This is a genomic window from Peribacillus psychrosaccharolyticus ATCC 23296 (assembly GCF_000305495.1).
Lineage (GTDB): Bacteria > Bacillota > Bacilli > Bacillales > DSM-1321 > Peribacillus > Peribacillus psychrosaccharolyticus.
This window is the reverse complement of the sequence record NZ_AJTN02000202.1, coordinates 1-22,178: the sequence shown is the minus strand read 5'-3', so window position 1 is coordinate 22,178 and position 22,178 is coordinate 1. Positions and strand designations below refer to the sequence as shown.

Sequence of the window (22,178 nt, the reverse complement as noted above, 5' to 3'; positions counted from 1 at the left end):
TCCGAAGTACTTTCTTGAACTACTGAAACAGTTCGCCTTTGCTTCACTACCTTATGTGTAACAGAGCTATTCAGAATTCCTCTTTTGATCAATTGATCCACCGATTTACCAAGGTAGTATTCTTTAGGTATACCCGTTATCCTTTCAATGGCTGAGTTGGTGTAAAGGGTAATTCCTTTTTGATCGGTGATATAAATTCCATCATACGAATTTTCAATCGTTGCATCAAGAGAACGGTTAATTTTTTCTAATTCAGTGACACGAACCTGCAGTTGAGCCAGGAAAGATGTTGAGCAGCCAATCATGAGTGTATCGCCATTATCCATAATCGCTGCTGTTAAAAATATGTAGGATTGATCATGAAAGCGTGCCGTTGCCAATCTGTTATCATCAAGAAATCGCCATTCGTAATTTGAAAGCGCTTTCTTTTTTTCTTGTTCTAAATAATCCTTGAAGTAACCACTCCAATATCTAATCTCGCAAGTTGAATTCATGACTAAAGCTGGAAAATGCCAGTCTTTTATATTATATGGAGAATCCTGAATTACCTTACTCAATAACAATCACCACCGCAAAAGAGTCATTAGAAGTACACTTCTCCAAAAACTCCTAATTTCCTTTATTAATATTGAATTATAATCACTTTATAGCCTCCCATTTTAATTCACAGCCTTACAACGAGTAAAGCGTATCCCTTTTCGAAGGATACGCTTTTACTTATTACTTTTTTAATTGAAAGTGAGAGATGGTTCTATTCAGACTTTCCGTTAGTTCTTTTAAAGAAGAAACTTTCTCAACAACTTTCGTAATTGAATGTAGCTGCTCAATAGTAGAAGCTGATATCTCCTCACTTCCCGCTGCTGTCTCCTCGACAATAGCACTTATGCTCTCTACATTCTGTAATACATGTTCATTGGATTTTTTAGATGTATCTACACCAGTAACTAAATGGTCTAATGCCTCTGATATTCCTGTTACCTTTTCTTCTATATGTTCAAATGTTTCTAACGTACGATTGATATTGGTATTTTGTTGATCGGTTATTCCTACTCCAACTTCAACAGAGGATGAAATCGAAGTCAAACCATTTTTAATTAAGTTAACTGTTTCAAATATTTGTTTGGTGGCCTGTGTTGAATGCTCAGCTAATTTCCTGACTTCATCCGATACAACAGCAAACCCTTTTCCAGCTTCTCCTGCTCGAGCAGCTTCAATTGCTGCGTTAAGTGCCAGCAGGTTGGTTTGATTTGCTATCTCGGAAACGGCTTTAGCCATATCCTCGATTTTTCCTGCGTAGATTGAAAAGTCCTTGGTAGCTGCTTCAATGGTCCGTGTTGCCTTAATATTTTTGGTAATTAATGATTTTTGTTCATTTATTGCCTCTCTACCCGCACTTATTACCTCATTGGTCCCATGTGCATATTCAGCCGATTGCTGTGCTCGAGCTACATTCTTTCCGAATTCTTTGTCCATCAACTCCACTAATTCAACTGAGCTTTGTAAGTCCTCAGAGATACTTTGTGTTCCTCTTGATAACTCATCTGTTGATACAGCCACTTGATTACTAGATTCAGTTAATGAGTGATACTCTATCTCAAATTCTATCGCAAATTGGTCTATTCGTTGACTGGCAGTATCTACCGAAGTAAGTATGCTGGTTAATTGGTCGACCATCTTGGTAAACGAGTGATTCAGAACCCCTAGTTCATCATTGTGTTTATAATCAACGTGACTGACTAAAAGATTTCCAGCAGCGATTTCCTTTGCATTTTCAGCTAATTTTTCAAAGGATTCGTTATTTTATTTGCCATTCTAAGTATGAATAGTGTCGTAATAATGGCTACTATCACACTTCCTATTAAAGCAAACATAATAACAAACTCGATATCTGATTTCATAGTTTCTTCTAAATAGGTATAATGCTTAGTCGTATAAAGATCTAATAGGTAAATATCATTCGCAATACCTTTAGTTCTCAAGGACTGCCGTTTCACTTCAGAAGCATTTGACTCCGTTAAGGCAGCTATTGCTTCCTTCTGTAAGATTTTGAATTTCGTTTCTGCATCTTTTAGAACTTTTCTGCTCTGTTTCTCCTTGAGAATGCTATCCAGTTCCTTATATGTAGCTCCCGTATTTTCTAAATCGTTAATGGCTATATTTTTGTTTGCATCAGTCATATTAAAAGCAAATGTATTTAAGCTTTGCATTGATGCATTTGTTTCAGCCTTCAATGATCCAACAGTTAATAGTACTTTGACATAATCTTGGTTAGACGTTTGTATTGATAACATTCGAAATATAATGAATGCAATCATTAAAATTGATAGGGCTAACCCTATAAGTGAATTCAATAATATTTTCTTTTTAATTGTCATTGTATCCTCCGTGTCCGTGTCCTAATGGGTTGGTTAATTAGCTAATTTACTTTTAGCGTCCTCTATTGATTGCATTTCTTTTTCTGCAAACGGAATCACACGTATTGGTGCCAGACCTACCCCGTTTTCCTTTAACCCTAATTCAATAGAGTTAGAAGGAAGCTTTTTGGTGTTTGTATACTCCTTAACAATATCAAATAAAGCTGTATCTACATTTTTAATCATAGAAGTAATAACAGCTTTTTCTGCAAAATAATACTGATCAGAATCGACACCTATCGCATAAACGTTTTGTCTTTCAGCTTCCTTTAATACGCCAATACCAGTTAAACCTGCCGCCGCATAAAGAACATCACTCTTATTAGAAATCATTTCTTTCGCTAGTTTAGTACCTAATTCATCGTCACCAAAATTCCCGGCATATTTCGTAATTATTTTTATATCTGGATTAATCGATTTAACACCTTTCTCAAAACCATCCACGAATTTATGAATAAGTGGTACATCATCCCCGCCGACAAATCCCACAGTCTTGGTTTGGGTTGCTAACGCTGCTGCAACTCCCGCTAGATAACTGCCTTCATCTTCTTTAAAAATCAAAGATGTGACATTCTCCAGCTCCGAAACCGAGTCAACAAGAAGAAAGGTACGTTCAGGATACTCTTTTGCTACCTTTTCCATATCCTCTTGAACCATAAAACCTAGACCAATAATAATATCATTCTTCTCTTCAATCAGTTGTCTGAGGCCCGCTTCATACGTTTTAGTTTCTTGTAATTCACGATAATCTAAGATGATCCCTAATTCATCTCTGGCTTTTACTAACCCGTTAAAAGCAGCATCTGAAAAAGATTGATCACCTAAGCCCACATCAGATAACATAATACCTATCTTAATCTTTCCTTTCAAAGGACTTTCTTCTTTAACTCCACATCCGCTTAATGTACTGACTATCATAAATAATAATCCTAGAAATAATAATGCGTGTTTTTTCATCTACGTTGTTTCTCCTTCCAGAAATCTCATATCTACTAACCTTATATCGGTTCTTTATATCAAGAACATAATACAAAGTTAAGAATAATTAGTAAAAACATTTGTGAAAACGATTTCAGCAGAAGAAACTTTACAAAATCTAAAAAACCCTCATTCCAATTACATATGGAATGAGGGTTTTCATACGTAGAGCTAACTACATCTTCACAACAACTTTACCCCAAGTTTTTCTTGATGCAAGTAAGTTTAATGCTTGTGGCACATCTTCAAAATCATATTCATGATAAATTAACGGTTTTATTTTCCCTTGTTCGAACAGGGATAGTATTTCTTCATGTTCTTTAAAAACTTTCTCTGGTGATCGTTTATTGAAGAGACCCCAATGCACACCGACTATTGAATAATTTTTAATTAATACATGATTCGCTGGAATGGTTGGAATCTCTCCGCCGGCAAAACCGATGACAAGAATTCTTCCGTCAAAGGCAATGCATTTTCTGGATCGATCGAATACTTGACCGCCCACGGGATCAAAAATAACATTTGCACCTTTACCATTCGTTTCTTTTTTCACCTTTTCAACGAAGTCCTCGTTTTCGTAATCAATCACCACATCTGCCCCGAGCTCTTTGCAAATCTTACCCTTATCAGGTCCTCCTGCAGTTGCAATGACAAATGCCCCAGCCGCTTTTCCTAATTGAATGGCTGCCGAACCAACTCCACCTGCACCTGCATGAACAAGCAGAACTTCACCTTTTTGCAGTCCGGCTCGAGTAAATAAGGAATAATAGGAGGTATGATAGGTGATAAACATCGCTGCACCTTCCGTCCAACTCATGGATTCAGGGATCTGATAAACCGAGGTTTCTGGTACGGAAACATAGTCACCCAATCCTCCGTTCGGTAGTTTAGGCAGCGCCAAAACACGTTGACCTTCCGAAAACCGACTCCGCTCATCAGTTTTGATAATAACACCCGAAACTTCTGAACAAATCGTAAATGGCAACCGTGGTTTTTCCTGGTATTTCCCCTGACATAAGAGAATATCAAAAAATTAAGTGCGGCAGCTTTCACCTCGATTATCACTTCCCCATCTTTTATCACTGGTCTATCGGATTCTTCAATTTTTAACACATCCTGTGGTTCTCCCAATTCCTTCACAAGCCATTTCTTCATAAAATTCCTCCTTGCCCTATTGTATGCGCTTACATTTTATGTTTTATATATCCATACCAACTGTTATAAAGGGATGATCTAAGAACGCTTCAATATTACCTCCTGCGATTCATTTTAAATACAAAATAATTTTCAGTCAATTAAATTTTAACTTTTCTGATTATTTAAGTCCTTTACACATCTTTCTCAATCCATACACGATTTAAGTGTACTTCACTTTCCTCATAGGTTAAGAGAAAAACGTCAGGATTACTGAGTTTTTTCCAACATTCAAAGTTAAAGTCAGGATTGTAATGTTTTAAAAGTAAAGAAATTATATTCCCATGACTGACGATCACTGTCTCTTTAGCCCCGCTTTCTAAAACCTCTTCTACAACATTTACGATGCGATTCATCGCTTCTTGACTAGACTCGCCTCCTTCAAATGTTAACTCCATATCATCAAATGTTGCTCTTAATTTTTCATACCAATCAGATAAATCCAATTTGCTTAGTATCCGTTCAGAGAGACGCTCATCAATCTCTATATGACAAGTTGTACGCTTACTTACTGGTTCTACGGATTGAATAGCTCGCAAAAACGGGCTTGATATGATTCGCTCGATTTTTGCATGAATCAAGAAATCACCTAACTGTTTTGCTTGTATTAAACCTTGTTCTGTTAATGGTGATTCTGAAGGCTGCCCCTGTGCTGCGCAATGCCTGACAATGTATATTTTCTTTTGCATATTAATTCTCCCACAATTTATTTTAATAACATTACCTATATCCTTTGGACAACACACTTTAGAAAGTACAGAAGAGAAGCGTATAAGCAGCTCCTCATTCCATATTCTCCTTGACCGTCATACATACTTTACACGATGATGATATACACACCTACACCTATCGTTAAGCCAACCCCTAAAATGACATAGATCCACGTTAATCTCGTCAAATTCCCTTTTGTTGCCCGCGAATAATGTTCATCACTTTTTCCGCCTAATGCTAAGGTAGCAATCAGAGCAGCAATCATGATAACGCACACTAATATAATGGAAATAATCATAGGACTCCCCCTTCCTAAAACGAACAGTAAATATTGATCATTATGTATAAAATTTTTTCAATTATTACCTCTGTTAAGTATACAGGATAGATTGGTGTATAGAAAACAGCATTTTTAGTAAGAATTCATGAAAAATACCCATATAAAAAGCACCCCATTCCAAGTTAGCTTGGTATTAGGGTGCTTGTTGCTTTATTTATGAAAGCGGTTTTGATTATTTCTTTTGTGTCCATTTTGAAAACAAGCATCACAGATTGGAAAACGAGCTTCGTCGGGGAGCTTTTTCCCACATCGCTTGCATTTTTTCTGGTAATTCTGTAATTCATCTTTTAAGTGATCGTGTACGCTGTTACTGATATCTTCACGTACCCGTTCCCAATAAACAGCTTCTGTTTTTCTGCCTAACCGATATAAAAAGAGCAAATGCAGACCGATTGCTTTATATGATAGCTCCATATCCTCTAAATTCCTTGTTTTTATGAGTGGTTCTGGAAGTTCTCGGTCTTCAGCAATCGCTTCAAGTGTGTTGAGCCATTGACGAATGAGCGCAGGTTCTTTTGATGAGAATGGCAGATGAAGATATCCATATAAATCCATTAAAGAATACCTGGCTTCTATCTCTGTATCGCGAACCAGCTCGTAACGCTCCCGTTCTTCTATAAGAGAAGCTTTATTGGTTCCCTTTGGCGGATCAAACTGCATCCACAAATCGAAAAACGTCCCCAGATCTCGATAGTACTTTTGAAAACGTTCAAAAACGGCTGAAGTTGGAGCGATCGCAAAGTTTTGAACGGGCTCATCAATCTTTTCAAGCAATGCCTGCATTTTCTTGATATCAGCTGTAAAAGCTACCTTGCCAATATCATAGAGACCGATTCTCCCAGCCCGGCCAGCAATTTGTTTGATTTCTTGAGATGTCAACGTTCTTCTGCTCGTTCCATCGAACTTCTCATTTTCTAGAAAGACAATGCGGCGGATTGGAAGATTCAAGCCCATACCAATTGCATCTGTTGCTACCACAACGGTTGTTTCACCGCTCGTAAACAGTTCCATTTGTTTTTTTCTAGTCTCAGGAGGCATACTGCCATAAATCATACTTACTCGATGACCGCTGCGTTGTAGGCTAGAAGCCGTTTCGAGTACTTGCCTTCTTGAAAAACAGACAAGTGCATCTCCCTTTTTAGCATCTCGAAGACTGAATACCCTTGATTCCACTTCTAAAGGGAATTCCCGACTATATTCGTAAATTTCAACATTACTTTCTTCCAAAAGTGTTAAAAGCATATTTTTAATGTTCCAGCTACCGATGACGTGTACTTCTTTTGCGTTCGCATTCATTATGGCCCGATACCACGAAAAGCCCCGGTCTTTATCAGCAATCATTTGTGCTTCATCAATGACAATGACATCATAATGGTCCTTCTCATGAAACATTTCTACCGTTGAAGAATAATGCTTAGCTCCTGATATAACCTTTTCCTCTTCCCCTGTTTTTAATGTACAAGGAATTCCTTCTGCATTGAGCTTATCGGACACTTCAAAGGCAAGAAGTCTTAGTGGTGCAAGATACAGTCCGCTTTCAGCTCCCTTCATTTTTTGCAGCGCCTGATGCGTCTTCCCTGTATTCGTTTCACCAATGTGTAAAATATATTTAATGCTCCTTCCTAATGAAGGGGCATAGGCCTTTCCAAAGATATCATTTAGAATCCGTTCTTCTTCTTCCTTTTTCCGTACCTGTTCAGCCAGGGCTTCTGCTTTCCTTTGTTCTCTCTCTTGTTCGTCTTTTTCAAAAATTTCAAGATGAACGACTTCGTCAAAAGGAGTGGCAATTAGTTTTACCAAATCAGCGAGGTATTCGTCTTGAATTTCTTCAAAGCACGCTTCCGCGAAATCGTTTAACTCATCACCTAATAGTCCTTTAATGGCTACCGTACTTAAGTTTTCCTCATACACCTCTGCAAATTTATGAAGCAGCTCTTCCGGTATATATTTGATCACTAGTTCAGGAACAAATTCTGAAAGGAAATCCTGTACTATTTTTTCATAACGGTAATAATACGTCTCATATTCATACCGGCTCCTGCCCCAATCAAAGACAGAATGCACTGCTCCTGTTAACTCTTCAAAGAATTCATCTACCATAATATAATCTTTCGTATCAAATGATCCTTGTTCGATTAGTCGTTCTTCCAGCTCGAACAGTTCAATATTCTGGTAGCGTTGATTATGTTTAAAGTCTTCCACTAACTTTTCGGCCACATGATTTCTCACATATATATAAAGAAGAAGAGAATGATTATCTATATAGTCATGCACCGCACTCTGCAGCTGCAGACGAACATTCCAACGCTCTTCTGCAAGTTTTTTTTCATTCTGCCTCTTAAAGAAGTTTGCTCTAGCTTCGAGATAACGCTGTTCCCATCCAACAGCGTTTTCTGCATACATTTGCGTAAGCCACTCTAGCACTGGAAAAGGATCAAAACCTTTTAATTCGTTACGGAACATCGTATTCAGAACTTTATGAGGGATATCATTCGTATTCAATCCCTTACTCTTAAGATAAGTTCTTTTTTCTTTCCTAGGCACGTCATTAGAAGCCTTATTCAACCACACATTTAACCAAATACCTTCTAAATAGGTATGCCGGTCAGAAATATACTCCGTATATACAGGTATCTTTTCTTTATCCTCTAAATACCGATCTATGTCTTGTATAATTTTATATTTTGTTTGTTCGATTGCTAGTAGATAACTTTCTTCCAATTTCCCCATCATGATCTCCTTTAGCAGTCACCAATGTTGTAGTTCGTATTTGTCTGATTCTCGTTATTCTTCTCCAAAATACTATATAACATTATCACACAGTTAGTTTTTTTGAACAACATGACTTTAAAGGTAGACAGCATGAATATTATTTTACATAGGATTTCTGTTAAAAAGGAGGTAGTACATGGCGGCATTACTCCTACTTTATCGTGTTTACTAAGGTCTATATCATGTATGACACCTTCCATTGGAGTGAAAACTCATTTTTATCATTCTTTATAGATGTAATACATAAGCTGAGTAGAATTCCTCAAATAGTTTGGTCAGCTAACCTTGCTCGCTCTGCTTCAATTCTTTCAAGCTCGATCCGAACAAATAACGGTTCCACAGTTGACAGTTCCCCTGGTGTAACTATAATTGGCTTCCAACCATCTTCTGTGCTATTAATCATTTTTTTAACCTTGCTGCTTGAAAAAGGAAGGAATGGTGACAGGATTTGAGCTAAATTGGCTATAAGATAGACGCAATCTGCCAGTGATTGCCGGCAAGACACAGGATTCTCCTTTATCTGTATCCAAGGTTGTTGTTCATCAAAGTATTTATTCGAGAATCTAACGATACCGAAAACTTTTTCTAATCCTTGTTTAAATGAACCCGCTTCTATGCACCTTCCTACTTCATCATATCCCTGGATCACTTTATTCTGGATAATCGGAGTAATATCGTTTGCGGGAATGATCCCGTTAAAGGACTTTTGAATAAACTTTAACGTCCGATTGACAAAGTTTCCATACGCCCCCAATAATTCCGTGTTATGACTATAAATAAATTCCTTCCAAGAAAAATCAGCATCCCGACTTTCGGGTGCATTGATCGTTAAAAAATATCGGATCGAATCCGGATCGTATCTGTCCAGAATATCAGGTACCCAAACCGCCCAATTACGACTCGTTGATAATTTCTTTTTTTCCAATGTCAGGTACTCATTTGAAATAATGTGAGTAGGTAAAGGTTCTTTCCCAAGACCTGTCAATATGCCCGGCCAAATAATGGAATGAAATGGGATGTTATCTTTTCCATGAACGTAATAGGATGTGGCAGAGCTGTTCCAAAATACGGAGTCATCATTGTTTGTTTCTTTCGCCCAAAGCTTACTTGCTGTGTAGTAGCCTGACACTGCCTCAATCCACACATAGATTTTCTTATCTTCATACCCAGCTACTGGGACATCGACTCCTATGGGCAGATCCCTTGAAACGGCCCTATCTAGCAATCCTTCCTTTAAGTACCTTTTGGTTAATGAAAGCGCATTTTCTCGCCAAAGATTGTTCCTTTCAGCTTCTTTCACATAGGTTTCTAAACTCGTTTGTAAGGAACTTAATAAAAAGTAAAAATGCTCTGTTTTTCTTGTAGCAGGAGGGTTTCCGCAGAGTTTACAGGTTCTTTCTAATAGTTCAAGTGGTTCTAATACAGTGGAACAAGCATCGCATTGATCTCCTCGAGAATGCGCACCGCAATTAGGACAAATCCCTTCAACATAGCGATCAGGTAAAAATTGCTGATCATATTCGCAATACGTTTGGTCTATTTCTTTTTTATAAATCAGACCTTTTTCAAGCAACTCTAAAAATATCTCTTGAACGATTTTATGGTGATGAGCTGTATCCGTTCTTGTGTATGTATCGTAAGAAAACCCTAATTTAGAAAAACAATCTGTAAATTCTTCATGATACCGATTTGCAATTTCTTTAGGTGTAACGCCTTCTTGTTTTGCCCGTATCGCAATCGGAGTCCCATTGCAATCACTACCTGAAACATATAAAACCTTTTCACCTTTTAAACGGTAATATCGAGCTAAAATATCACCAGGAAGTAAACTTGAAATATGTCCTAAATGCAATGAGCCATTTGCATAAGCCCATGCTCCACCAATAAAAATACTCATAAATAAACCCTCCTAACTAATATAAAACACAAAAAACCCCGCACTTAACTGTATTAGTTAAGGACGGGGTTTATCTTTCCACGTGTTACCACCTTATTTTGCAAATGGCTCACACCATTTGCCTCGACAAGTACGGAGTAATGAATCTTACCTTTATACTGTGACATTTATAACGAGTGCCAAATCTCGTCGTATCCTACTTATAGAAGTATGTTCGGTACGAAGCTCAGAGACCATTGTTCAAATGAATGTTTCTGCTTCTTTACAGCTACCAAAGCTCTCTTTAGAAAAACAAATCATTTTACTTTTTCTCTTCATTGCTTTTGAGTAATTTTTTACAGTTTATTCAAAATTTACTTTTAAGTCAATAGTAAAATTAAATAATCAGATTGATTTTCTCAATAAGTACAAGAAGTAGGGTGCTCCGATAATGGCAACTATGATACCTGCTGGAATGGTTTCAGTATAAATAATTCGGCCAATCGTATCGGCAAAAACTAATATGGCCGCACCAATTATGGGTGATAACAGCAGGAAGTTTTGATGTTTTGAACCAACCAATTGTTTAGCAATATGTGGAGCAATGAGTCCAATAAAACTAATACTTCCTACCACAGAAACCGCTGAACCTGCTAATGCCACAGCTATGACTAATAAAAGGATACGATCGCGGTTAATGGAAACTCCTAATCCTTTTGCTACGGTTTCATCCAGCACTAATAAATTCATTGATTTTTGTTTCCAAAGGAGAACAGGAATAGCTACAATCAGCCATGGAAGAAGCGCTAATATAAATGGCCAATCCGCTCCCCAAATGTTACCTGAAAGCCATTTTGTGATGAATTGAACATCTTCATTTTTAGCTCCGGAAATCATAATTACCATTAAGCCTGACAAAGCGGAAGCAATTCCTACGCCCATTAATACTAACTTGACTGGCTGGATCCCGTTTCGTTTATCAGTGGTAAAGATAAAGATTAACCCAGCTGTAATGATTGCACCTAAAAATCCCACTGCGGGTAATTGATACGCATAATATTTTGAACTCGCATCGACAAACAAATAAAAGACTGTAATGGCAACCCCTGCTCCTGCATTAATTCCAATGATACCTGGATCAGCTAGATCATTTTTCGTCAAAGTTTGTAATATTGCCCCTGATAGGGCGAGTGCCATTCCAGCTAAAGTAAGAACAAATACACGAGGCATGCGAATAGAAAATAAAATAAATTCCTCTTTAAATGAACCATTCCCAAAAATCGTTGGAATAATTTGTTTGATTCCAACCGCAGATGGACCTAAGCTAATACCAGCTACGATACTGGCGAGTAGTAAAATGATCATGAGGATATACATAAGTCGTATGTTATATTTTTTACGCAAAGAACGTACGACCTCCTTTCTTAACTAAGAATAAGAAGAAAGGTAAGCCTACTAATGCAACAAGTGCAACAACAGGGATTTCTAAAGGAGCAATGACCATTCTACTAATAAAGTCGGTCCCAATCATAAATATCCCTCCGACAATGATGGACATCGGGATAATAAATCGATAATCTGCACCAACGATTTTGCGGACAATATGTGGAATAAACAAACCTACAAACGTTAAATTCCCGATTAAAGCAACGGCTGTTCCCGCTAGAATAATAACAACAAAAATTAATATAATCTTAATTAATTTTGTTTTTTGCCCAAGCCCTTTTGCTAATTCTTCATTTAGACTAAGAATCGTTAATTGTTTACTATATAGAATAGCTATAAATAATCCCAACATAATGAAAGGGACGATAATCAACGCATCCCATGATGTACTAATTAATCCGCCAGCTGTCCACATGCTGACATTTTTAGCAACATTAAAGAGAATGCTGACGCTGCTTGCGATCGCTTGTAAAAACAGAGAGACGGCCGCTCCAGCTAAAACAAGCTTTAGTGGAGACAGACCGTTTCTTGAAGTGGAAGATATCCCTAATACACTTAGCATTCCAATGCCTGCACCTATAAAAGAACTAAACATGATCATTAAAAAACTAATACCAGGAATAAAGGCTAAAGCCAGTGATAGAGCTAAGTTAGCACCTGCAGTTAGCCCGAGTAAACCTGGTTCAGCAAGCGGGTTTCTTGTCATTCCTTGCATAATGGCCCCAGCAACGGCTAAGGCAGCACCAACAAAAAATGCTGCGATAACACGTGGAAAGCGGATTTCTCTTAATATATTATAATATTGTCCGCCGCTCTTACCAATGACAGCTTCATACATATCTTGAAAGCTTGTACTTGCTGCACCATAGCCTAAAGCTATTAACACGATAAAGAACAATAGAATGAGTGAGAGGAGCATTTTACTTAGAAAAGTATAGGAAGCCTTCATTTGAATACCCCTTTCTTAGTTACCTAAAAAAGATTTTTCAAAGAAGTCTAGTTGGTAATCAAAAGAATATGCATCCGCAAAAGAGAATGAAACACCTTCAGCATAAAACACATGTTTATTTTTAACGGCTGGTATATTGTTATACCATTCTGATTTAAGGAATGAAGTATCTTGTCCTTCTGAAAGTAGGTTAAGCACTAAATAATCACCAACATAATCACCTAATACTTCTTCAGAAATCCCAAAGTACCCTGGTTCCATAGCTACATCTTTTACAACTTTCGGCATATTTAGGCCCATTTCTTGATAGATAATTTCTGTTCCACGTCCCCAGCTGTCGCCAAATAAGTAGATTTGCTTATCAGAGTTTCCTGCAACTGTAACGGTAGCATCTTCCCCGATTTTTGCTTTGATTTTTTCACCTAAAGCTTTTGCACGTGTTTGGAAGTCTTCTACCCAAGCAGTCATTTCTTTTTCTTTATTTACGACTTTACCAATTTCAATACGTTGTTCTATATAATCTAAAGCACCATAAGTATATATTACTGTTGGAGCAATCTCTTGTAATTTTTCTACATCTTCAACATCATTTGATCCAAGAATTAAATCTGGTTCAAGTTCCATGATTTTCTCATAATCAGTACTTGCTACAACTTCAGCATCTGGATATTTTTCAGCAAATGCTGGAGTATCATGTGACCATGAATCCATCCCCACTACATTTACACCTAATTCCATTAAATCTCCTACGTACAACGATAATACGACAACGCGCTTTGGTTCAGCTGGAACTTTAATTGGACCTGATTCTGCTTCATATGTAATAGTATCAGAAGCTTTTTTATCATCATTCTTTTTTGCTGGTTTAGTAGAGGCTGAATCATCATTACCACAAGCCGATAACACGACCATTAAAGCTGCTACTAAAAGTAAAATCCATTTTTTCATTATAATTCTCCTTTTACTAAATCATATGTAGTACATATTGGTTTAAATGTACGAGGGTCTTTACTAATCACGGCGTCAATTTTAAATACTCTCTTTAACACTTCGGGTGTCATAACCTCTTCTGGAGTCCCAGCTTTTACTAGATTCCCATTTTCAAGCGCTAACATAAATTGCGAAAATCTCGCAGCATGATTTAAATCATGTAAAACCATAACAATGGTTCGATTTTCTTGTTCATTTAATTTTTGTAAAAGCTCTAAAACTTCGAGTTGGTGTGCCATATCCAAATAGGTTGTAGGCTCATCTAAAAAAATGATATCTGTATTTTGGGCAAGAGCCATAGCAATCCAAACCCGTTGTTTTTGACCACCAGAAAGTTCATCCACAAAATGATCTTTAAACTCGTATGTATTAGTAGACTTCATAGCCCAATCGATGATTTCTTTATCTTCATTTTTTAAGTTTCCAAAACCTGATTGATAAGGAAACCGTCCATAAGAAACCAATTCTTCAACTAAAAGTCCAACAGCACTATCTTGTGTCTGCGGTAGGATGGCTATTTCCCTTGCCAGCTCTTTTGTGTTTTTCTTCTGTATTTCAGCTCCATCAAGGAAAACTTGCCCCTTCTGATAAGGAATAATTCTTGTCATTGCCTTTAATAAGGTTGATTTCCCACATCCATTCGACCCGATAATGGTGGTAATTTGCCCATCTGGAATCTCAATTGTTAACCCATTAACGATTACTTTTTTATCGTACCCAACTTCCACATTACTAACTTGCATGCGCATTTACTATTATCTCCTCCTAAATAATGATAATAATAATCGTTCTCAATTACACTTAACTATATGATTATTATATTTTCTTAATAATTTGTCAAGTAAATTTTTGGATATATTGTAGGCGTAACTAATTAGTAAAGTACAAAATAAAAACTAAGGCTGCCAATAACTTTCGACAGCCTCAGTTTACGAACCAATTGGTAGAGTAAGGATCACAAATTTTAAACACGCGTAGGAGTTAAAATCAGAATGTGACTAGTGACCCATTCCCTATATCAGACATTCTTTACCCCTTCTCATTAATTATTCCGTAGTATACCAAATCCTTATATTTACCGTCTTTTATGACATGATCCTTTAATATCCCCTCTTGTTTCATACCAATTTTCTTCATCACTTGTCCTGAAGCCGGGTTCGATGAAAAATATCGGGCAAACACTTTGTGCAGCTTCTTTTCTTCAAAAGCGAATCGTAACATTGATTGTGCAGCCTCTGTCGCATAACCATTTCCCCAATATCGCTCGCCAATCCAATAAGCAATTTCTCCTTGGTTAAAACGTTTATTATTCGATAATGCAATGGCTCCATATAATTCGCCGGTTTCCTTGTCTGTTACCGCAAACTCATATGATTTATCCGCCATAAAATGATCATAATGATGTTCTATCCATGATAAAGCATCATTTAAAGTATACGGATAAGGCAGGTACAAGGTATTTTTATAAAGATTATAATTATGACAAAGTGTCACTACTGTTTCTGCATCACCAGTTTGAAAAAATCTAAGGACGAGCCTTTCTGTCTGAATGATTAGTTTTTCACTATTATATTTCATACACTCATCATCCTTTTGTCCATAATAAATCATACTCATAATTGAACAATTCTATTATTTTTATTATACAAGGTGCTATAGTAAAATGGTGTTAAAATCCAACTCTATTACAACATTATGGATACAAGCACATTTTTCTCTGAATATAGTTGTGTTTCTTTGTTTAAATAAAGCTCACAATGCATCATTAGATAGGACTCTAACATGAAAAGTCGAAGAACATTATTACCCCAATTAACTTCAATATGGAAGGTGATTTTATGACGGAGTATCTTGAGATTGAAGATGAAGAGATAATTTATCATGTCTACAATTTAAATTGGTTACTTCCAGAAAATATTCAACAGAGATCAATGGAAACCCTTAATCAACTTTCACCTGATAAAGTTGATTTGGTTATTCCAAAGTATAATCAAAACTGTTGGCATAATGCGGTATCTGTTTTATAACAAATCGGTTATCCTAGAAATAAAAAAGCTCTCCCCAAATTAGCACGTCTATTACAAGATAGAAATTGGCCTGGTTCATTAGAGGCTATAGAAATCTTTAGGGACTTAGGGAAAAAGATAAGTGTTTCATATATAGAAAGAGAATGTGAAGAAGCATTAAAAGAAAAAGATTATTGTTGGCTTGAGCATCTGGAATATGCTTCTGACAGTCTAAACATCGGTAAAGAAGACTTCAACAAACTGGCATCTTTCGAATAAATGCTAGAATTAGCAGAAAACTAATTAGCTTCATCTTCCCAGAAATAAAATTTATAAAAGCCGATTTCCACTAGTGGAAATCGGCTTTCGTTTATAGGACTGAGGTTACAAATACATCTACATCCCTATTTTTGCACTTCTGGATCTGGGTAATCGAAGCCCTTCGTATCTACTTCAACCTTTTTCATTTTCTGATCTTCTGCTGGCTTATCTGTACTATCTCGATCCACGCCCGCAATAGCATCTACCGTTTCCATTCCCTCTAGTACTTTCCCAAAAGCAGCATACTTTCCATCAAGAGTTGTTGTTTCTTTTACCATAATAAAAAATTGTGAACCTGCAGAATCCGGGTCATTTGAGCGTGCCATCGAGATAACACCACGTTCGTGTTTCAGGTTATTCTCGAAATCATTTGAAGAAAATTCTCCTTTAATCGAATACTCTGGCCCACCTGTTCCAGTTCCTGATGGGTCTCCCCCTTGGATCATAAAGTCAGGGATAACACGATGAAAAATAAGACCATCATAGAAGCCTTTATCAACTAAAGAAATGAAATTGGCTACCGTATTGGGCGCTACAGTCGGCTCTAATTCAATAACTATCTTCTCATCATTCTCCATTGTAATGGTGACAATTGGATTCTCTTTCACAGTTGCAGGATAATCCGTTTTAGCGCTGTTTTTATTGTCCTTATTCTCCTCTTGTTTTGCAGAACCACATCCTGCCATAACAAAAGAAATTGCCATTACACTAATGGCAAGAAATAATCCTTTGTACTTCTTAAACATACCCCTTAACACTCCTTTATGTAATTGTTCAACTAATTATATAACTAAAAGAAAATTCACGACATAGCAATAGATTTAATCCAACCTGTGTGTACCGTCTCAACTTCAATCTATAGGCTGCTATTTTTGTAGTCCTCAAACTGAACTTATTCAAACTTAGCGATCTTTTTGATATTCAGACCCTTAGCGAGCAACGGAAGCCTCTGGCACCATAGTAGGAATCCGCACCATTATGATACAAGAATACGTGTCCAAAACGAAAATCGCAAAAAAGGGCGCCTCCCAGTTCTCTAATATCAGCGGGTGTTTGTACCCAACTCGACGTCTTTAAATCAAAATCCCCAAGTTTCTGCAACGCTCGATATTGTTCTTCCGTTAAAAGTTCACTGCCCATGGCAGTTACCATATCCATAGCGTTATTTTCTGGTTTATGTTTTTTCCTTGACTCCAAGCCTTCTCGATCGTAGCAAACACTTCTACGACCTTTAGGACTTTCCGCTGAACAATCATAAAAAATGTATTCATCCATTTCTTCATCATAACCAACAACGTCCGGTTCTCCACCGGTCATTTCCATCTCATTGAGCGACCACAGTTTTGCAGGAATAGCCTCCAGCTTTGATTGGACTTTAGCCCAATCAATATCATTATGACGCTGCTTGTTTTTTTCAAAACGAGCTTTCAATACGATCAGTAATTCTTCCCGTTGTTCTAGTGACAACTCCATTTTATTGCTTTTTGTCATTTTGATTCCCCTCCCTTTTAGTTGGGTTAATTCATATGAATTAGTCGATTAAATCGGTAAGTGAATTCAGTTTACAATACATTATCTGAATAAGTAAATCTTAGCCTATTCAATGCTCTTAATATTCAAATGGATCTCCCTTTGTTATAGCTTTAACCTTCACTTCAAAATCCTCCATACCATACTTTTTGGAAATCCGCTCGAACGTAGTGGCTATTTCATTTCGACTTTTTTCTTCTGGCGGCACATAAACATTAATTATTTTTTTATCCATACGGAACCCGAACGAAATTATATTGTAGTCCGCCTTTAGTTCTCTGCTTTCTTCCATGAATGCTCGATTCTGTTCTTCCTTTTTTTGAGTATTAAAATAATCATATACAGAAAAAAGGATAAATCCACCAACCAGGACATTTAATAGTAAAATAATACGTCGCCTTTTTAATTTTTTCATCTATTCAACTCCATTCATTTAAATATTACCTTTATTTGTAATATTAGCATATTTTCTCTTTTTTTGATCCCCTCTTAGAACCACAGAGTCTAAGAATCATAGATTCATAAGAAAAATTGACAGCTTCTCGAATACTATTCGGCCTCATTACTACCTATCCAGTAAAGAATTACTCCTACTATAAAAAGAATAGGAAAAATAAGGATACAAACACCCGAGCACTTACTATTCTGAACGGGACTACAACTGTTTATCCTCCCTGCATATCGGAGATCTTCTCAGACTACCCAATAGGTCCTCGCTCTAAAAGGCATACAAAACTACGTCTTAAAGAAATCAAAACGTTGAATTTCATATAAAATAAACAAAGAAAGAATTAAAAATATGCATTGATGAACTATAATAGATTAAAAGTTCCAATTTCCCAAAAAGTGTACGTCTTATTTAATGGGATGATGACTCTATGATAAGTCCAGATAAAGATAAAGTAGAAATCGTTATAGACACTACATCTATGAATGTGATATCTACCTACTAATACTTCTGGGGATACTGTTATCTATCTTTTTTTACTGAGAAATCAATTTCCATAATGAACGGATAGAGTAAATCAAAGAAAACTTATGAAAGGAGTGTAGAAAGAATATTGAAACAGTGATGCAGCAACTAGAAGTGTTAGGCAAAGAACGTACGAAAAAAATGTATATGTCAAACGGTGCAAGAGAACCTGTATTTGGTGTCGCAACGGGAGCAATGAAGCCCATCGCCAAACAAATTAAAATGAGTCAACCTTTAGCCGACCAACTTTATACTACAGGCAATTATGATGCGATGTATTTTGCAGGGATAATTGCAGATCCTCATCAAATGACTCCTGATGATTTTACTCGTTGGATTGATCTTGCTTATTTTTATATGCTGTCTGACTATGTTATTGCCGTTACCTTAGCCGAGTCGCCTATTGCTCAAGACATACATTGCTGATGAATGGATCACAAGTGATGAGGAGCTAAAAATGTCAGCTGGATGGAGCTGCTATTGCTGGCTTCTTGGGAGTCGAAAAGACGAGGAATTTTCAATGCCAAAATTATTAGACATGTTGCAACTTGTCAAAAACACGATACATGAAGCTCCAGAACGCGCAAAAATTTCAATGAGTAATTTCTTAACTACTGTTGGTGTATCCTTTAAGCCGTTACATGAACAAGCACTTGAAATTGCACAAACTGTTGGGCCCATTGAAATACTGCGTGACAATAAAAAACCAAGTATTGTCCACGCATATGAAAATATTTTAAAAGAAGCTGAACGCAATCAAATTGGATTTAAACGAAAGCATGTTAGATGCTAAGATGAGACTTTCAATAAAATATTATTATTTGCTTACTAGGGAGACTCACCTGTAGATTGAACTAAGAACCTCCTAGAACGTTGTAGATCAGTGTTCTAGGAGTATTGTTATTTAAGAGCTGTTATCCAAAAAAACACACACAAGATCAATAAAATCACTTGAAGTATGAACGCAATAACAACGATTAATTGACCTTTTGCTAAGGTATTTTTACGTCCAAATGTCCATGGAAATAGCAGACCCATTGTAGCGATTGGTGCTACTAAGAGAATGATAAATGCCAATGTCGTTTCTAAATCCAGAACTAAAAACCACAAGAAGTAAAACAGTATTTGGAATCCAAAGACGATAAAAATGAAAAGTAATTGGCCTTGTGCGAACCCATTTTTATTTAGATATATCCAAATAAATAACAAGACCATGGAAACACTCATAATAGGAAGTATGATTGAGTTGATAGCCAGAATTCCAAGAATAAATACCAGAATTACGACAAGTAACTGGACTTTTGAAGAATTTTTCATATTTGCAGCGCCCCAAACAAATAACAAAATCATAGTTACGATCGGTAAAAATAAGACTGAATAAATTAAGATAGCATCTAGAAAACTTATCCCATCCACCTTAACCCCTCCATTTCATTAAAAAATAATCACATTCAAGATTTTAAATGTCTCTTAATAGATTACTAATAACCCCATTTATTTACTATAGGAAAATATAATTATCTACCCTTTATCACAATAAGGAATATATGCATTTCATAAGCAAATATACGGTAACTATAAGATAATATGTACTAACACGACAAAAAGGCTGTGATAAATATGAAAAGAGTAATTGTATTACTTATAGTTTTAATTTCAGGTGCGCTTTTAATAGGAATAACGTTAATTGGAGGATCTTCTGATGAAGAAAAAGAAGAAACAAGTCCCAAGGAGTTTGAAGAGATCAAAGGAAAACTGGCAGAAGCAGAACAGTTCAACTATTACTTGGACGAAGGAAATCAAGCAATTGGTGAAGAAATGAAAGCGGTCGATTTAATGGTCATTGAACCAATTCTCATGCAGGAAAAGTACATTACTGCTGCTCAAGACAACGGAACTCTCGTTTACGGATACATCAATGCGATGGAAGCTGATAAGTGGAATCAAGCGTTGTATAGTCAATTTACTGAGAGTGACTTCTATAAAGATAACCAAGGAAATAAGATGTATTTTGAAGAATGGGATTCCTATTTAATGGATATGTCTTCTGAACATTATCAAGATATCCTGCTCGAAGAAATCAAAGCGCAAATTATTGATAAAAAATTAGACGGTGTTTTTTTAGATACCGTAGGAAACATCGACTCATATCTTTCAGGTCATGAACAACAAGAACAAAATAAAGCCTTAACAGCATTTGTCAAAAAAATCAAAAAAGAAGATAGCAACATATCAATCGCTCAAAATTGGGGATTCGATACGTTGGCCAAGTATACAGCACCTTATGTTGATTTCATTATGTGGGAAGACTTCTCGTATACGGTTGTTGGAGAAGATGAATGGGCACTAGAAAAAATGGAACAATTAAAAGAAATAAGAAACCAATACCACACACAAATTGTAACCATTGCATTTAAAGATAAAGAAAAAAGCAAACAATTGGCAAAAAAAAATGGTTTCAAGTTCTTATACCATCCCGAAGGCTCTTATTATAACAAATGGTAAACAATTTCAAAGCAAAGATGGGCATGAAACATTGAGTTTTCAATGTTTCATGCCTGTTTTAAATATTTCATTTGAAAGTCATTCTGCATCCTATATATGATTCAATTCATTCATAACTAGTTGAGGAAAGTCGGAATATTCACCGAAAGTAAACAGTGAAAATCAAAGAAATGATGAAAAAAAGTGGTCTCCCACGCTCTTACCAGAAATAGAATAAACAATTTTTATTTTACATAACTCTAAACTTTCCTAACTGTTACTCCGTTAATCAGCAGGGCGAGGTAACATTATAAATAAAAAGGACAATTAAAATACCTACTTTAATTAGGTACTTAAATTGACCTTCAATAAAGTTCTCCTCGTTGTCGGAACAAAAATAAAGACGAACAATCTACTTTTATACATTTTAAAGAATCCTTCTTAATTATTAACGTTTGATCATTTTCTTTCAACTATCCCATATTCGTAAAAATCGATTTAAATAGGCTAAGTTCTCCTGTAAAAAAGTTTGATGCTTTTCGATTCCTCTTCTTTTACACCAACCAATTGAATTAAATGCATCGATAAAACGATAAAACGGTAAAACTTCTTGTAAATCAATAAGTGGACGAATGGACTCATAGCCTTTTTGATACGAATCCCTTGTTCCAGGATATCTCATAAAAATATCGCGATTTATTTTTGTGAAGTCCATCTCGGTTGCACCAATGCGGACACTTTCAAAATCAATGATTCCGGCCACTTGATTTTCATGAACTAATATATTGCCTGGTCGAAAATCCATATGTATAAAACTAGGTCCGTCTGGAGAAGGAAGTAAGTTCAATTGTCGATCAAAATGCTTTAATGATTGTTCGTATAAACGAGGATCAATCACTTCTTTTACATCTTCTGCAAAAGAATAAAAATGACTCCTAATAAACTCAGACCATTGACCATACACATTAGAAACAACACTTTTATAATCCTGCTCATTTGGAACAATTGAATGCAGAATGGCGTGGTGTACTCCAATATCATAAGCTAAATTTGTACCCACTTGCTCTCTAATCGGCACTCCTTTAATGGCGGATAATAATAAAGCACCAGTAACATTCTCATTCCCTTCCCAATAGTCTAATATTTCTGGCACAGGCAGCTCATAATGGAATCGTTTAAGTACAGTAAATTCAA

General features: G+C 36.3%; 21 protein-coding genes, 1 pseudogene and 1 other annotated feature. Of the genes and pseudogenes, 3 read left to right on the top strand and 19 right to left on the bottom strand.

Features of this window, described 5'->3' with window-relative positions; genetic code table 11:
• From WYK_RS13250 to WYK_RS13190, 14 genes are all read right to left on the bottom strand, one after another.
• Positions 1-557, bottom strand: a 557-nt coding sequence (locus WYK_RS13250; protein ID WP_040374961.1) for a PAS domain S-box protein, incomplete at its 3' end; no start/stop codon positions are given.
• Positions 558-720: 163 nt separating this feature from the next.
• Positions 721-1,674, bottom strand: coding sequence for a methyl-accepting chemotaxis protein (locus WYK_RS25675; protein WP_235782506.1), 954 nt, complete (start codon positions 1,672-1,674; stop codon positions 721-723).
• 101 nt (positions 1,675-1,775) lie between these two features.
• A complete protein-coding gene (locus tag WYK_RS25665; RefSeq protein WP_235782505.1) occupies positions 1,776-2,375 on the bottom strand; it encodes a hypothetical protein in 600 nt (199 codons plus the stop codon).
• 33 nt (positions 2,376-2,408) lie between these two features.
• Complete coding sequence (locus WYK_RS13240) at positions 2,409-3,371, bottom strand: BMP family lipoprotein (protein WP_040374960.1); 963 nt, start codon at positions 3,369-3,371, stop codon at positions 2,409-2,411.
• 196 nt (positions 3,372-3,567) lie between these two features.
• Complete coding sequence (locus WYK_RS13235) at positions 3,568-4,377, bottom strand: NADPH:quinone oxidoreductase family protein (RefSeq protein ID WP_235782504.1); 810 nt, start codon at positions 4,375-4,377, stop codon at positions 3,568-3,570.
• A 343-nt stretch (positions 4,378-4,720) separates the two neighbouring features.
• On the bottom strand, positions 4,721-5,275 hold the full coding sequence (locus WYK_RS13230; RefSeq protein ID WP_040374959.1) for a histidine phosphatase family protein: 555 nt from the start codon (positions 5,273-5,275) through the stop codon (positions 4,721-4,723).
• Positions 5,276-5,403: 128 nt separating this feature from the next.
• A complete protein-coding gene (locus WYK_RS25140; protein WP_040374958.1) occupies positions 5,404-5,595 on the bottom strand; it encodes a hypothetical protein in 192 nt (63 codons plus the stop codon).
• 192 nt (positions 5,596-5,787) lie between these two features.
• On the bottom strand, positions 5,788-8,370 hold the full coding sequence (locus WYK_RS13220; protein WP_328286290.1) for a DEAD/DEAH box helicase: 2,583 nt from the start codon (positions 8,368-8,370) through the stop codon (positions 5,788-5,790).
• 301 nt (positions 8,371-8,671) lie between these two features.
• On the bottom strand, positions 8,672-10,306 hold the full coding sequence (gene metG / locus WYK_RS13215; protein ID WP_040374956.1) for a methionine--tRNA ligase: 1,635 nt from the start codon (positions 10,304-10,306) through the stop codon (positions 8,672-8,674).
• 56 nt (positions 10,307-10,362) lie between these two features.
• Positions 10,363-10,633: a binding site (T-box leader), on the bottom strand.
• 57 nt (positions 10,634-10,690) lie between these two features.
• Positions 10,691-11,662, bottom strand: a complete 972-nt coding sequence (locus WYK_RS13210) for a FecCD family ABC transporter permease (RefSeq protein WP_051387508.1) — start codon at positions 11,660-11,662, stop codon at positions 10,691-10,693.
• A 19-nt stretch (positions 11,663-11,681) separates the two neighbouring features.
• Positions 11,682-12,680 carry a FecCD family ABC transporter permease gene (locus WYK_RS13205; protein ID WP_040374954.1) on the bottom strand — a complete coding sequence of 333 codons (999 nt, stop codon included), beginning with the start codon at positions 12,678-12,680 and terminating at the stop codon, positions 11,682-11,684.
• A 15-nt stretch (positions 12,681-12,695) separates the two neighbouring features.
• Positions 12,696-13,628, bottom strand: coding sequence for an ABC transporter substrate-binding protein (locus tag WYK_RS13200; RefSeq protein ID WP_040374953.1), 933 nt, complete (start codon positions 13,626-13,628; stop codon positions 12,696-12,698).
• The gene (locus tag WYK_RS13195) at positions 13,628-14,419 is read right to left on the bottom strand and encodes an ABC transporter ATP-binding protein (RefSeq protein ID WP_040374952.1); all 792 of its coding nucleotides are present in this window, start codon (positions 14,417-14,419) and stop codon (positions 13,628-13,630) included. The genes WYK_RS13200 and WYK_RS13195 overlap by 1 nt, the downstream gene beginning before the upstream one ends.
• Before the next feature lie 280 nt (positions 14,420-14,699).
• On the bottom strand, positions 14,700-15,248 hold the full coding sequence (locus WYK_RS13190) for a GNAT family N-acetyltransferase (RefSeq protein WP_040374951.1): 549 nt from the start codon (positions 15,246-15,248) through the stop codon (positions 14,700-14,702).
• 260 nt (positions 15,249-15,508) lie between these two features.
• Here WYK_RS13190 and WYK_RS25660 point away from each other — a divergent pair, with 260 nt between their 5' ends.
• On the top strand, positions 15,509-15,697 hold the full coding sequence (locus tag WYK_RS25660) for a hypothetical protein (protein WP_235782503.1): 189 nt from the start codon (positions 15,509-15,511) through the stop codon (positions 15,695-15,697).
• Positions 15,698-16,080: 383 nt separating this feature from the next.
• Here WYK_RS25660 and WYK_RS13180 read toward each other — a convergent pair whose 3' ends face one another.
• The 3 genes from WYK_RS13180 to WYK_RS13170 all read right to left on the bottom strand — a co-directional run bounded on the left by WYK_RS13180 (position 16,081) and on the right by WYK_RS13170 (position 17,942).
• Positions 16,081-16,743: a peptidylprolyl isomerase gene (locus WYK_RS13180; protein WP_040374950.1), complete on the bottom strand. Its 663-nt coding sequence runs from the start codon at positions 16,741-16,743 to the stop codon at positions 16,081-16,083.
• 175 nt (positions 16,744-16,918) lie between these two features.
• The gene (locus tag WYK_RS13175) at positions 16,919-17,488 is read right to left on the bottom strand and encodes a DUF4256 domain-containing protein (protein ID WP_040374949.1); all 570 of its coding nucleotides are present in this window, start codon (positions 17,486-17,488) and stop codon (positions 16,919-16,921) included.
• 118 nt (positions 17,489-17,606) lie between these two features.
• A complete protein-coding gene (locus tag WYK_RS13170) occupies positions 17,607-17,942 on the bottom strand; it encodes a hypothetical protein (protein WP_040374948.1) in 336 nt (111 codons plus the stop codon).
• 657 nt (positions 17,943-18,599) lie between these two features.
• On the opposite strand from WYK_RS13170, the pseudogene WYK_RS13165 reads away from it, so the two are divergent.
• Positions 18,600-19,293, top strand: a pseudogene (locus tag WYK_RS13165) (DNA alkylation repair protein).
• 107 nt (positions 19,294-19,400) lie between these two features.
• Here WYK_RS13165 and WYK_RS13160 read toward each other — a convergent pair.
• On the bottom strand, positions 19,401-19,916 hold the full coding sequence (locus WYK_RS13160) for a hypothetical protein (RefSeq protein ID WP_040374947.1): 516 nt from the start codon (positions 19,914-19,916) through the stop codon (positions 19,401-19,403).
• 204 nt (positions 19,917-20,120) lie between these two features.
• On the opposite strand from WYK_RS13160, the gene WYK_RS13155 reads away from it, so the two are divergent.
• A complete protein-coding gene (locus tag WYK_RS13155) occupies positions 20,121-21,005 on the top strand; it encodes an endo alpha-1,4 polygalactosaminidase (RefSeq protein WP_040374962.1) in 885 nt (294 codons plus the stop codon).
• A 448-nt stretch (positions 21,006-21,453) separates the two neighbouring features.
• On the opposite strand, the gene WYK_RS13150 is transcribed toward WYK_RS13155, so the two are convergent.
• Positions 21,454-22,178, bottom strand: a 725-nt coding sequence (locus tag WYK_RS13150) for a phosphotransferase family protein (RefSeq protein ID WP_040374946.1), incomplete at its 5' end; no start/stop codon positions are given.